The 13084-nt window shown below is 62.1% G+C and carries 10 protein-coding genes and 1 tRNA gene; 4 read left to right on the top strand and 7 right to left on the bottom strand.

What is annotated here, in order from left to right:
• Positions 1 to 214 precede the first annotated feature (214 nt).
• Positions 215 to 291: transfer RNA gene (locus LQK84_RS21955), tRNA-Pro, on the bottom strand.
• A 156-nt stretch (positions 292 to 447) separates the two neighbouring features.
• Between LQK84_RS21955 and LQK84_RS21960 the strand changes: the two genes are divergently transcribed.
• The gene (locus tag LQK84_RS21960; protein WP_230830921.1) at positions 448 to 927 is read left to right on the top strand and encodes a hypothetical protein; all 480 of its coding nucleotides are present in this window, start codon (positions 448 to 450) and stop codon (positions 925 to 927) included.
• A 162-nt stretch (positions 928 to 1089) separates the two neighbouring features.
• Positions 1090 to 1494, top strand: coding sequence for a hypothetical protein (locus LQK84_RS21965; protein WP_230830922.1), 405 nt, complete (start codon positions 1090 to 1092; stop codon positions 1492 to 1494).
• Between the two features lie 250 nt (positions 1495 to 1744).
• Here the strand turns inward: LQK84_RS21965 and LQK84_RS21970 are convergent, their stop codons facing one another.
• From LQK84_RS21970 to cysD, 4 genes are all read right to left on the bottom strand, one after another.
• A complete protein-coding gene (locus LQK84_RS21970) occupies positions 1745 to 3760 on the bottom strand; it encodes a putative bifunctional diguanylate cyclase/phosphodiesterase (protein ID WP_230830923.1) in 2016 nt (671 codons plus the stop codon).
• A 135-nt stretch (positions 3761 to 3895) separates the two neighbouring features.
• Complete coding sequence (locus LQK84_RS21975; protein ID WP_230830924.1) at positions 3896 to 4474, bottom strand: peroxidase-related enzyme; 579 nt, start codon at positions 4472 to 4474, stop codon at positions 3896 to 3898.
• A 33-nt stretch (positions 4475 to 4507) separates the two neighbouring features.
• On the bottom strand, positions 4508 to 6397 hold the full coding sequence (gene cysN, locus LQK84_RS21980; RefSeq protein WP_230830925.1) for a sulfate adenylyltransferase subunit CysN: 1890 nt from the start codon (positions 6395 to 6397) through the stop codon (positions 4508 to 4510).
• Positions 6397 to 7302 (bottom strand): sulfate adenylyltransferase subunit CysD, encoded by a 906-nt coding sequence (gene cysD / locus LQK84_RS21985; RefSeq protein ID WP_330166430.1) that lies wholly within the window; start codon positions 7300 to 7302, stop codon positions 6397 to 6399. The genes cysN and cysD overlap by 1 nt, the downstream gene beginning before the upstream one ends.
• Before the next feature lie 270 nt (positions 7303 to 7572).
• Here cysD and LQK84_RS21990 point away from each other — a divergent pair, with 270 nt between their 5' ends.
• Together LQK84_RS21990 and LQK84_RS21995 are read left to right on the top strand one after the other, a co-directional pair.
• Positions 7573 to 8946 (top strand): O-antigen ligase family protein, encoded by a 1374-nt coding sequence (locus tag LQK84_RS21990; protein WP_230830926.1) that lies wholly within the window; start codon positions 7573 to 7575, stop codon positions 8944 to 8946.
• Positions 8943 to 10205 (top strand): glycosyltransferase family 4 protein, encoded by a 1263-nt coding sequence (locus LQK84_RS21995; protein ID WP_230830927.1) that lies wholly within the window; start codon positions 8943 to 8945, stop codon positions 10203 to 10205. Before LQK84_RS21990 ends, LQK84_RS21995 begins: the two co-directional genes overlap by 4 nt.
• 15 nt (positions 10206 to 10220) lie before the next feature.
• Here LQK84_RS21995 and LQK84_RS22000 read toward each other — a convergent pair whose 3' ends face one another.
• Entirely contained in the window at positions 10221 to 11153 is a 933-nt protein-coding gene (locus tag LQK84_RS22000; RefSeq protein ID WP_269072217.1) for a UDP-glucose 4-epimerase family protein, read from the bottom strand.
• A 32-nt stretch (positions 11154 to 11185) separates the two neighbouring features.
• On the bottom strand, positions 11186 to 12970 hold the full coding sequence (locus LQK84_RS22005; protein ID WP_230830929.1) for an ABC transporter ATP-binding protein: 1785 nt from the start codon (positions 12968 to 12970) through the stop codon (positions 11186 to 11188).
• Positions 12971 to 13084: the final 114 nt, after the last annotated feature.

The raw sequence follows: 13084 nt of genomic DNA on the forward strand, positions 1-13084 counted from the left end.
TTCAGTTCCGTTGCGAGGCCTGCATTCGCGGCTGATCCGGTCCTTCATGGATTAGGAACCACAGACATCGCAGGATATGTCGTCGGATTTGGAGGGACATCCATCCACCGCGTCTCTCAACCATTCCAGAGAGATAAGATGCATGGAGACATGAACAGAACCCGGCAAGCACGCCGCAGTTCTAAAACACGCTAAAATATGTGAGGAAATAGGCTGGTCGGAGTGAGAGGATTCGAACCTCCGACCCCCACGTCCCGAACGTGGTGCGCTACCAGACTGCGCTACACTCCGATGCCAGCGAGGGGCTCTATAGACCAGCGGTTTTGAAACCACAAGCGTCGTGTGACGGTTTTTCGAATTTTTTTGGTCGCGCGCCCACAAGGTCCGACGAAGGTCTTAACCTTGCCGCGAGAAGGGCGTAAAGCATTGGCCGCAAAGGGGATTGCCATGGCAGAGCTTTTTCGACCCACAGCTGCACTTGTCGCCTGCCTTCTCGTGGCCGGCTGCACGACGACCGAGGATGCGCAGCGCTCGGTGGCGCAGCGCTGGCCGGGACAGCCGGTTGACAGTTTCTTCTCCGCCTATGGGCCGCCGGCTTCGAGCTACAAGCTTGCCGGCGGGCGCACGATCTATACGTGGCGTGGCGGGCGGCTCGACAAGTATATCCCGCCAGACTACCAGATCGTGCGGCGCGACCCGTTCTACGATCCCATGATGGGTCCCCGCTTCGGGCCGCGTTTCGGACCCTGGTATGACGATCCGCAGATGGTCATGGTTTCACCCGGCCGCGACGTGCGCCTGCAATGCGAGGCACAGATCACGGTGAACAAGGCGCGCATCATCGAAACCATCAGCCTCTCCGGCGACACGGAAGGCGACGGCATCTCGCGGTCGCGCTGCGCGGAGGTTTTCGGCGTCAAGAAGTGAGGCGGTGGCCCGCATTTCGGCCCGTATGAGGCTGAAGAGCGGGGATTGGCGGCAACATTTCTGATTTTTTGCAGGATAACCGTTGCCACGCCCATTGCGAATCTTGCAAACCTGTCGGTGGCGATTCGGCGGCTGGAGCCGAACAATTTCGAGTGGGCGATCATGAAACTGAAATTTCTTGCATTGGCAGCGGTAGCTGCATCTCTTTCGGCTTGCGCAACGACGGGCGGCATGGGCGATCCCATCGCGTCTGCTTGGGTTGGCAAGTCGGCCGGCAAGTTCTTCGCGGCCTATGGCCCGCCGCTGGCCGATGACGGCACCGGTTCGGTCTTCACCTGGAAGGGCGGCTACAAGCGCGTGCGCGGCGAATACAAGAGCTGCTCGGCCACGATCGCCGTCAACGGCGACTACAACATCCGCTCCATCACCGTCACCGGCGACCGTCAGGGCGAATTCAGCCCGTCCTATTGCCGCGAGCTGCTGGCGCCCGGCAGCGTCAAGCCGACGCCTGCCCCGGCACCCGCCAAGGCCGCGGCAAAGACTGCCAAGACACAGAAGAAGTCCTGATTTCGAACGCGGTTCGATGACGGGCGCCTGTGCGTCCGTCGCGGGACCGGTTCAGCAACGAAGCGCGACGCGGAGAAGAGGCCATTCTCCGCGTCGCTTTTTTGTCTGCAAGCCAATCCTGGACCGCTCCGCGAAAGGCCGCGTCGCGCGGCCCCCTTTCCGTCTGTCCTGAAACAGTGTCGGACGCGAAACCGTTTCCTGTCTTCGTGGGGGGATGAACTGTGGAGTGGCGCATCCGCGCCCGTTTCGCCTATTCGCCCGTCACCAGGGCCATTGCCGCGCCGGCATCGGCCTGCTCGCGTTCGAGCCGGGCGGCGGCGAGATCCTGCACCAGCGGGGTGGAGAAATAGTAGCCCTGCATGGCGTTCACGCCCAGCTGCTTCAGGACGCGCACTTCCTCTTCGCGCTCCACGCCTTCCGCAATTGCCGTCAGCCCCATTTCGCTGCACAGGGTCAGGACAGACTTGACGATCTTGTAGCTGGCCGGCCGCTCGTCGATACGGTCGACGAAGGAGCGGTCGATCTTGATCTTCGACAGCGGCAGCTTGTGGACGTGGTTGAGGCTGGAATAGCCGGTGCCGAAATCGTCCAGCGACATCTGGCAGCCGAGAGCGCGCAGAAGCTCGATCGAATGGGCGGCCTGCTCGAAATCGTGCATGATCGCCGTCTCGGTGATCTCGAAATTGATGCGCTCCGGGGCGATGTCGCTCGAACTGACGGCCGAGATGATGCGCAGGACGTTTTCTTCCACCGCCAGATCGTGCGGCGAGAGATTGAACGACAGATAGGGCTCGCCCCGCCAGGAGGCGGCATCCTTGAGCGCCCGCGTCAGGAGAAGCCGGGTGATGAGATTGATGCGCCCGTGCTGTTCGGCGATCGGAATGAACTCGGCCGGCGAAACGGGCCCGAGGACCGGGCTTGTCCAGCGCGCCAGCGCCTCGAAGCCCACGGTCCGCCCCGACCGGGCGTCGACGATCGGCTGATAGGCGAGCGTGATTTCGCGGGAGAGATCGGCGGCAAACAGCACTTCCTCGACCTGCCGCTGACGAAACAGCGCCTTGGCCTGGCGCGCGTTGAACACCACGACGCTGGCGCGGTTCTCGCGCTTGGCGCTGTAAAGCGCATAGTCGGCGCGCTCGTAGAGGTCCTGCCCGTTCAGGCCGACATCGGGATAGACGGCAATGCCCATCGACCCGGTGACATGCACGACGCTGTTGCCTATCATGATCGGCAGGGAAAGGCTGGCGCAGATGCGCTGGCCGAGCTCGACCAGTGCCTTCTCGTCCATGGCGGCCTTGCCGTCCATGTCGATGAGCAGGGCGAACTCGTCGCCGCCGAGGCGAAAGATGCTGCAGCCGGCCCTGCCGAAGGTGGAGAGACGGTCCGCCACCTCGATGAGCACCTTGTCGCCGGCCGAATGGCCATAGAGGTCGTTGACCGGCTTGAACCCGTCGAGATCGACGACGCCGATGGCCAGCCTGCGGTTTTCGGCACGCGCGCGTTCGAAGGCCGATGTCAGGTTGGAGAAGAAGCTGCGGCGGTTGGCGATCTGCGTGAGACTGTCGAGATTGGCAAGCCGCAGGTTCTCGTCCGACAGCAGCTGCATCTCGCGGTTCTTGTCGTGCAGCGCCGCCTGCTGGGCCAGCAGCGTCAGACGCTGCTCGTTGAGCTTGGTGAAGTCGGAATAGTGCCGCATGAGGATCGCGATCATGGCGAGCGACACCAGGAACATGTTGACCGCCGTTGCGATCAGCGTCGGCTCGCCCGACAGCCCCATGACGATGGCGAAAGGCAGGATGACCAGGAATGTCACCATCAGCGCGGCCGAGCGCAGATGCATGAGACAGAAGATCACGCCGATGACGGTGATCGACATGAAGAAGGCGACATGGGCCCGCTGGTAATCATTGCCATAGGGGATGAGCGCCACCGACCACGCGACCGACATGATGGCAATGGGCGGGACCAGAAGGTTCGTCGAAATCAGGCGGCGATAGGCATAGGCGGCGTCGACGGTCTTGCGCGATTCCCGGATCCAGCCAATGCCGCGAACGATGAAGATGACCGCAAAGACGGCCGGCACGACCTTGACCAGCCAGAAGGGCGCGCTCTGCTGATGCGTTCCGGCCAGCGACAGCATGTTGGTGAGCAGAATGAAATAGAGAAGCGGGACCTGTTTCGAGAAGGCCTTGAACTGCGCCAGCGCCAATTCCGGATTGTCATTGGGAACCGTCAAGAGACGTTTCACAGACTGAAACAGTTTCACTCCCCCCATGCCTCCACTCTCAAGCGCATGCCCTGAATTCAACATTAGCAAGGCCGAACGTAATGCTGGATTGTTAACAATCCTCCAAATGCGATTGCCGTGTTTTACCGATGTCCCATTCGGGAGCGGTAACGATCAGCGACCCAGCATGTAGAACGCATCGTTCGGGCGCATGCTGGCGACATTCGCCATCCGGTTGGAAAACCCGAAAAGGCCGGTTATGGCCATGATATCCCAGATATCTTCCTCGTCAAATCCGCAGGTCTGCAACGTCTGGAAGTCCGCCTCGTCAACGGCGTAGGCGGCCTGCGAGACCTTGATCGCGAAGTCGAGCATCGCCTTCTGGCGGGGCGTGATATCGGCCTTGCGATAGTTGATGGCGATCTGGTCGGCGATCAGCGGGTTCTTCGCCCGGATGCGCAGGATGGCGCCATGGGCGATCACGCAATACTGGCACTGGTTGGCGGCACTGGTCGCCACCACGATCATTTCGCGCTCGGCCTTGGAAAGATTGCCGGGCTTTTCCATCAGCGCGTCGTGATAGGCGAAGAAGGCACGGAACTCGTCCGGGCGGCGGGCGAGCACCAGAAAGACATTCGGCACGAAGCCGGATTTTTCCTGCACGGCCTCGATGCGCTCGCGGATATCGGCGGGAAGGCTGGAGAGCGCGGGGACGGCAAAGCGGCTGATGGGTGGGTTCAGGTCCTCGCTCATGTCGCGGCCCTCCTCCGGCCCCGTCTTTCGCCGCTATCCCTGCATGAGCCGCTCGCCCATGAAATCGGCGATGCGGCGGGCGAGATCGTCGGGTTCCTCTGCGATCGTGTCCAGCCGCAGTTCCGGCTTTTCCGGCGGCTCATAGGGCGAGCTGATGCCGGTGAAGTTGGCAATCTTGCCCTCATACGCCTTCTTGTAAAGGCCTTTCGGATCGCGGCGCGCGCATTCCTCGATGGGCGTGTCGACGAAGATCTCGATGAATTCGCCCTCCTCCATCATGTCGCGCGCCAGCCGGCGTTCCGCCTTGAAGGGCGAAATGAAGGAGACCAGAACGATCAGCCCGGCATCGGCCATCAGCTTGGCGACTTCGGCGACGCGGCGGATGTTTTCCACACGGTCGGCCTCGGTGAAGCCGAGATCGCGGTTGAGCCCATGGCGGACATTGTCGCCGTCGAGCATGTAGGTATGGCGGCCTTCCGCATGCAGCAGCTTTTCAAGGCTGTTGGCGATGGTCGACTTGCCGGAGCCGGAAAGCCCGGTAAACCAGAGCACGGCGGGGCGCTGGCCCTTGATTTCGGCGCGCGCCTGCTTGTTGACCTCCATCGCCTGCCAATGGACGTTTTCGGCCCGGCGCAGCGGAAAGTCGATCATGCCCGCGCCGAGCGTCGCATTGGTATATCGGTCGATGAGGATGAAATTGCCGGTGGCGCGATTGTCCTGATAGGCGTCGAAGGCAATGGGCGACTGGAGCGACAGATTGCAGACGCCGACGCCGTTCATGGGGAGCGAACGCGCGGCATCGCGCGCCAGCGTGTTGACATTCACCTCATGCTTCAGCGCCGTCACGGTGCAGTTCACCGCATCGGTTTCGGTGCGCAGGATATAGGAGCGGCCGGGGATCAGCGGCTTGGCGTCGAACCAGACGAGATGGGCCTGCAGCTGGTCGGCCACATGCGGACGATCGGTGGGCGCCACCAGCATGTTGCCGCGCGACAATTCGATCTCGTCTGCGAGCACCAGCGTCACCGCCTGCCCCTCGACGGCCTCCGAGAGATCGCCGTCTTTCGTGACGATGCGGGCTATGCGCGAGGTCTTGCCCGATTTGGCGGCGACGACCGGATCGCCAACCGCAACACGTCCGCCGGCAACCTCACCGGCAAAGCCGCGGAAATCCTGGTTTGGCCGGACCACCGACTGGATGGGGAAGCGGAACGGCAGATCCTGCCCCCTGCCCGCGATCTCCACCGTTTCCAGATGCTCCAGCAGGGACGGCCCCTGATACCAGGGTGTGTTCTTCGACCGGGCGATGACATTGTCGCCGAAGCGGGCGGACAGCGGGATCGGGACGATGGTTTCGAAACCGAGTTCGGCGGCGAAGGCGCAGTATTCGTCGGCAATCTGTTCAAACGTCGACTGATCGAAATCGACGAGATCGAGCTTGTTGACCGCCAGAACGACATGGCGAATGCCGAGCAGCGAGGCGATATAGCTGTGGCGGCGGGTCTGGGTGAGAACCCCGCGCCGGGCATCGATGAGCACAACGGCAAGATCGGCCGTCGAGGCGCCGGTCGCCATGTTGCGCGTATATTCCTCGTGACCGGGCGTGTCGGCGACGATGAACTTGCGCTTGTCGGTCGCAAAGAAGCGATAGGCCACATCGATGGTGATGCCCTGCTCACGCTCGGCCTCCAGCCCGTCCATCAGGAGAGCGAAATCGAGCGCCTCGCCATTCGTGCCGTGCTTGCGGCTGTCGCTTGTCAGCGTTGCAAGCTGGTCTTCGAAGATCAGCTTCGTATCGTAGAGCAGCCGGCCGATCAGCGTCGACTTGCCGTCATCGACCGAGCCGCAGGTGAGAAAGCGCAGCATGGACTTGTCTTCCTGCGCGCGCAGATAGGTTGCGAGATCTGTCCGGGCGTTTGGCATCAGAAATAGCCCTCGCGCTTCTTCTTTTCCATGGAGCCCGCCTCGTCCCTGTCGATGGCGCGGCCCTGCCGCTCCGATGTCGTGGCGGCGAGCATTTCGGCGACGACCTTTTCGAGCGTATCGGCCTCGGACGGGATGGCGCCGGTCAACGGATAGCAGCCGAGCGTGCGGAAGCGGACGGAGCGTTCCTCCACCTTGTCCTCAGGCCTGATGGGCATACGGTCGTCATCGACCATGACCAGCATGCCGTCGCGCTCCACGACCGGGCGCATGGCCGCCAGATAGAGCGGCACGATGGGAATTTCTTCCTTCAGGATATATTGCCAGATATCCAGCTCGGTCCAGTTGGAGAGCGGGAAGACGCGGATCGATTCACCCTTGTGGATACGGGTATTGTAGGTCTTCCACATTTCCGGCCGCTGCGCCTTCGGGTCCCAGCCGTGCTCCTTGTTGCGGAAGGAGAAGATGCGCTCCTTGGCGCGCGACTTTTCCTCATCCCGCCGCGCCCCGCCAAAGGCCGCGTCGAAACCATATTTGTCCAACGCCTGCCGGAGCGCCACCGTCTTCATGACATGGGTGTGGTGGCTGGAGCCATGGTTGAAGGGGCTGATGTCTTCGGCAATGCCGTCCGGATTGACATGGACCAGAAGATCGAAGCCGAGCTCGGCGGCGATCCGATCGCGAAAGGCGATCATCTCCCGGAACTTCCAGAGCGTGTCGATATGCAGGAGCGGAAACGGCGGGCGCGCCGGATAAAAGGCCTTGGCCGCCAGATGCAGCATGACGGAGGAGTCCTTGCCGATCGAATAGAGCATGACCGGCTTCACGAAATTCGCCGCCACCTCCCGCATCACATGGATCGCCTCGGCCTCCAGTCGTTCCAGATGGGGCCGATCAAGATGGATAAGCGCCTTCGACACCGTCAGTCCTCCGGGCCTTGACGCCCCGGTGAGGCCGCGGCCGCTTCAAGCTTGCTGGCGAGGAGATTTAACGGGGCTGGATTGCCCGGAACTGGTTTGGGGGATGGCACGACAAGATCCCGCGCGCTCGCGCAAAATCCGTGAATAGCCATGGGCAACACCGGACATGTTTCATGACCGCTTGCTTTTTCTTCGCGTCGCGGCCAGAAGTTCCCGCTCGACACGAGCGCGCAAACACTATCGCTGGAAGAAAACATGATCTTGAATGTTGCGAGCCCAAAGCTCAGAAGCGGTCTGGACTGGGCATTTATCGCCGGTCTGGTCTTCAGTCTCGTGCTGGCCGGCAAGATCGTTCCCTTCCTCGTCGTTGTCGGCGTCGTGCCAGTCCCGTTTCTTCTCGGCATCATCAGGCAGAGGCCGCTTGTGGTTTCGCCCGCACGGATTGTCGGGCCTGCAGCCCTCTATTTCGGCTACGCACTTCTCACCTATTTTTTCTATACTGGCCTTCAGCCGGGCGAAGCCAAGCCGGTCAATCCCGATCTTGAACTCTATGGCATTGCGCTTGTGATGCTCATTGTCGGACTGCTCCGCAGTCTCGAAATTGAGGGGCTGAGGCGGAAGTTTGATGTTACCGTTCCGTGGGCGCTGCTTGCCGCCTTTGTGGTTCTGAGTGTGCTGATGTTTGCAGGCTACCGCAACGGCTGCCGGCTCACGGCGGCGGCCGCCTCGCCGTTCATTCCGGCCCTGCTTTTCGGAACGTTGACCTTCCTCTCCTTCCTGGGATGGCGTGGCCTGTCTGCCCGTGAGCGCAATATCCGGCTCATGCTGAACGCCTTCGCCGTCGTGGTCATCCTGGCCTATACCGGCTCACGTGGCATCGCGGTTGCCCAAGCGGGCGTGCTGCTGATCTTCGCGATCCTCGCGCTGGTGCCGCAGTGTCGGGGTGCTGTGCCGGGCTTCCGGCAGCTGCTTGTCTCCAGCCTTGCCGGCGTGGCACTCTGTGCTGCCGTTTCCGTCATCACCGGCTGCGGATCGATGGACCGGATCATGCCGATGATCAAAACGATCGGTATTCTTTCCGCCCACGCCGAGGAACAGCCGACGCAGGCCGCACCGGCAGCTGCCACGCCACAGGCTCCCGCAAGCCCGGTGGTTGCGCAGCCTGTCGCTCCGCCGCCACCCGCAGCCGGCACAGACAAGGCCATCATGGACACCGACATATCCATCGGTTTCCGGCTGGAGATGTGGCGGACTTCGCTTCACGCGATCGCCGAGGCACCGATTTTCGGCCACGGCGCGCTCTACCTGCAGCACCTGATCACGGAACGCTATGGTTTCGAGCACAATCACAACCAGTATCTCTCCTGGCTCGTGACCGGCGGCATCGTCGGATTGTGCTTCGGGCTGATGTTTCTCGCGATCCCTTGGTTTGTATCGGCGGGACTTCAGTTCCCCGATAGGCTTGTCGTGACGCTCGCGGTATCCATTTTCTGGGGGCTTGCGATGATGTTCGACTCCTATTTCAATCTGAAATTCTATACGCATTACTACTGTCTGCTTTGCGGCCTGCTCTACGCGCTGGTCAACGACACGCTTGTCAGCGAAAGGCATTCGGAAGGTAAGACATGACATCGGCCAAACCCATCTATTACGACCTCACCGAAGCCCTGCTTTCGGCCTCGGCCACGCGGGTGCAATATTACGGCATCGCGCGCGTGGTGATCGAGACGGCGCGGGAAGCGGCCTTGCTTGATGCCGATCTGCGGTTCGTCGTATTTTCCTTCGGCAAGCAGGCCTTCTACGAAATCGAATGGACCCGGGCTGCCGATGGCAGCGTGGAGTTCCATATCCCCAAGGATGTCGGGCAGCGCTGGTTCCGTACGCATTTCGGCGACGCGGGGCTGATCGGGCTCTTCTTGCGGCTCCTGAATGCCTCGGTTGCCAAGCGGAACATCCGCGTGTGGGACGAGCGCGCATCGGGGCTCAAGAAGGTCGACATCCTGGACGGGACATTCGTTTCCGCCGCACGGCCGAAGATGATCGTTGACATGATCGAGGCGATGAAGCGTGCCGGCTCTAAGGCCCGGATCGTGCCGCTGGTGCATGATTTCATGCCTTTGCATAATGGCGCAACGAAACGGTTTCGCCGATTCGACCGCAATTTCATGCATGACAACCGCAACCTGATCACCCATTCCGATCTGATCCTGACGAATTCCGTGTTCACCCTGGACGAACTCAACCGTTTCGCCGCCTCCGGCATGCTGCCGAAGCCCGGCCCGGTCACGGCCATCCCGCTGGTTCACGAATGCCCGCAAGGCGTCGAGGCACCGGAAATCAGTCTGCCGCCCTCGCCCTATCTCCTCACCGTCGGGCTCAATCTCGGCCGCAAGAATGTCGAGGTGGTGCTGAACGCGCTGCTGATCATGGCGAAGGCCGGGAAAAGCATTCCGCATCTCGTGCTCGCCGGTGCGCATCGCAAGCGGCTGAAGCGCTATGTCGAACGCAGCGAGCTGCAACCGATCCGCGACCGGATCGTCTTCGTCAACAATCCAAACCAGACCGATCTGGTCCGACTTTACGAGAACGCGCTGGCGCTGATCATTCCAAGCCGCATCGAAGGCTGGGGCCTGCCGGCCGGTGAAGCGCTGTGGTGCGGCACGCCGGCGCTCTGCTCGACGGCGCCTGTCTTCTATGAAGTCTGCGGCGAACTCGGTCTCTATTTCGACCCGGACGATCCGGAAACGCTGGCCGGGCAAATTGCACGTCTTAACGAGGACGCCGCCTATCGCGACGAATTGCGCCAGCGGATCGCGGATGCCAAGCCGCAGCTGCGGACCTGGAAGACTGTCGCGGTGGAAATGCTTGCGGCGCTGAGGAAAGCGTAAGCGGTCCGCCTGAGGCTATGACCGCGCTTCGCGCGCCCGATACCAATCTGCCGTCACCTTGAGGCCATCTGCCATCATGACGGGCGGGCGCCAGCCAAGCTCCTGAACCAGCGGCGCGCTGTCCACCGTCAGGTCGCCGAAAAGGCGTGCGACAGCCGGCCCCTTGCCGAGCAAGCTGGCAGCCAGCCGCATGAACGCCGGCGGCACAGGCACAAGTCGCGCCTTTCGGCCCATGGCGGCGGCGATGCCGCGGATCAGCTGAGAGGTCGAAACCGCCGATCCGTCGCTCGGCAGCCAAGCCCGCCCCGCCGCGCTCTGATGCGCCAGGCACAGGGCGATGACATCGGTCAGATTGTCCAGATAAAGCAGGCATCGCGCGTTGTTGACGGCGCCGAGCGGAAGCGGAATGCCCTTTTCCACCACGCGCATCAGGCTGGCGAAATTGCCCTTGACGCCCGGCCCGTAGACCAGCGGAAGCCGCAGGATGACAATCTCAAGGCCGGCTTCACCGGAGAGTTTCAACAGCGCCTCTTCAGCCTCACACTTCGAACGCCCATAGGCGTCTTCCGGGCGGCACGGCGTTGCTTCCGAAAAATGTCCAGCCTCGCCCATGGCCTTGATGCTGCTCATGAAAACGAAGCGCCGGACGCCGGACGCCGCGGCCTGTCGCGCCAGATTCAGCGTGCCCTCGACATTGGTCTGCCGATAGAGCGCTTCCGCCTCGGCCGCCTGCTCCGTCATCTGATGGACGCGCGCGGCGGTGTGGACCACCGCATCGCAGCCCTGCAGCGCGCGGCTCCAGTCCGTTGCGCCATCGAGTTCGCCGACGCCGATTGTTTGATCCGTCGGGCGACGGGTGGCGGCCACGACATCATAACCGCGGGCTCGAAGGTCCTGCACCAAAGCGCGTCCAACGAAACCATTTGCGCCTGTGACCAGCACTTTCATCGTGTTCGCCCTCGCCTCTGCCGAAGTCCGGCCTATTGCGCCGCGCCTTCGAAACTCTCCTTGCCCGGCAGAAGCTGCAGCTCGTAAAGCCGCTTGAACGGGCCGTCGTGGGAGAGAAGCCGGCCGAGTTCGCCCTGCTCGGCCACCGCGCCGTTTTCCATGACGACGACGTTGTGTGCGGTCGTCACGGTGGACAGGCGGTGCGCGATGGTGATTGTCGTGCGGCCCGTGGTGAGCCGCGCCAGCGCATCGCGGATCTGCGCTTCGGAATCGGAATCGAGCGCGCTGGTTGCTTCATCGAGGATGAGGATTTCGGCGTCGCGCAGCATGGCGCGGGCAATGGCGATGCGCTGCTTCTGGCCACCCGACAGGTTGCCGCCGTTTTCGCCGGTGTCGCAATCATAGCCGCCGGGCAGCGCCATAATGAAGTCATGGGCGTTCGCGGCCTTCGCCGCCGCGATGATCTCGTCGTCCGTCGCGCCTTCGCGGCCGAGCGCGATGTTGTGGCGGATGGTGCCCGAGAACAGGAACGTATCCTGCCCGACATAGGACATGCGCTGGCGCAGCGACCGGAAGGTCGCAGACTTCAGGTCCTGCCCGTCGATCGTCACCGTGCCGCTTTCGGGATCATAAAGCCGCATCACGAGATTGATGATCGACGACTTGCCGCCGCCCGAGGGGCCGACCAGCGCCGTCGTCTTGCCGGCAGGGAAGGTGATGTTGAGCTTGCGGAACAGGCCCTGCCCTTCGCGATAGCCGAAATCGACATCGTGGAAGCGGATTTCGCCGGGGCCGGCAACCAGATCCTTCGCGTCGGGACGCTCCGTCAGATCGACCGGGTGATCGGCAAGCTCATACATGAGACGAACGCCGACCATGCCGGATTCGAGATTGATGCGCACGCGCGCCAGCCGCTTGGCGGGCTCATAGGCGAGCAGAAGCGCGGTCACGAAGGACATGAGTTCGCCGGGCGTATTGCCCTTTTCCAGCACCCAGACGCCGGAAAGCGCGACAACGGCGGCGATGGCAAAGCCGGAGAGCGTTTCCATGATCGGGCTGGAGGCGGCTTCCAGCTTGGCGATGGCATTGGATCGCGCCTCGACATCCTCGACATAGCGGTCCATGCGCTGGCCCATGAATTCCTCGAGCCCGAAGGCCTTGACGACCTTGATGCCGGAGGATGTTTCCTGGACGTTGCGGATGATGCCGCCGAGCGACACCATTTCCTGCTCCATGATCTTGCGCACCTTCTTCGACAGCCGGCGCACGCCGAGAATGGCGGCCGGTCCGATGACGGCGGAGATCAGCGACAGCCAGGGCTGTTGGATGACCATGACGGCAATCAGCCCCAGAAGCGAGAAGAGGTCGCGCACGAAGGAGGTGACGATCAGGTCCATCACGTTGCGGGCGGCCTGCGCATTGTTGGTGATGCGCATCAGGAGTTCGGACGAGGCGAACTTGGAATAGAAGCCGAGGCTCTGGTTCAAGACGCTGCGGAAGAGCTTCTTCTGCGTCTCGGCAATGATGTTGTTGCCGGCGCGCGACAGGAACACGGACTGGACATAGGTCGCGATACCCTTGATCGCGAAGATGGCGGCGACCGCAATCGCAATCATGAAGACCCGGTTGAGATCGCGCGAAACCACCGTCTCGTTGACGATATCGCGCATGATCCAGGCACTCGCCGAGGTCATTGCCGCAACAATCAGCATGGACACGATCGCAATGCCATACCACGGCGCCTGTTTCCTGAAATTCTCGGAAAGCAGGCGCGCAACGAGGGTCTTGTTGGTGCGTGAGATGAAATTGTCCAGCATGTGTGCAGGTATGCCTTTTGACCGGGCCGAAGACGCTCTGAACGTCGTGCCCACGCTCTTGGAGCCTTTGTGTCGCAAGGCCCTGATAAGGCGCCTATTTGGACTTCAGGACGC

The sequence above is a fragment of the Rhizobium sp. C4 genome (assembly GCF_021026315.1).
Classification (GTDB): Bacteria; Pseudomonadota; Alphaproteobacteria; order Rhizobiales; family Rhizobiaceae; genus Ensifer_A.

Coding starts and splice junctions, on each gene's coding strand:
- LQK84_RS21995 (WP_230830927.1), top strand. CDS start 8,943: ATGACATCGGCCAAACCCATCTATTACGACCTCACCGAAGCCCTGCTT.
- LQK84_RS22000 (WP_269072217.1), bottom strand. CDS start 11,153: ATGAAAGTGCTGGTCACAGGCGCAAATGGTTTCGTTGGACGCGCTTTG.
- LQK84_RS22005 (WP_230830929.1), bottom strand. CDS start 12,970: ATGCTGGACAATTTCATCTCACGCACCAACAAGACCCTCGTTGCGCGC.
- LQK84_RS21965 (WP_230830922.1), top strand. CDS start 1,090: ATGAAACTGAAATTTCTTGCATTGGCAGCGGTAGCTGCATCTCTTTCG.
- LQK84_RS21975 (WP_230830924.1), bottom strand. CDS start 4,474: ATGAGCGAGGACCTGAACCCACCCATCAGCCGCTTTGCCGTCCCCGCG.
- LQK84_RS21960 (WP_230830921.1), top strand. CDS start 448: ATGGCAGAGCTTTTTCGACCCACAGCTGCACTTGTCGCCTGCCTTCTC.
- cysN (WP_230830925.1), bottom strand. CDS start 6,397: ATGCCAAACGCCCGGACAGATCTCGCAACCTATCTGCGCGCGCAGGAA.
- LQK84_RS21990 (WP_230830926.1), top strand. CDS start 7,573: ATGATCTTGAATGTTGCGAGCCCAAAGCTCAGAAGCGGTCTGGACTGG.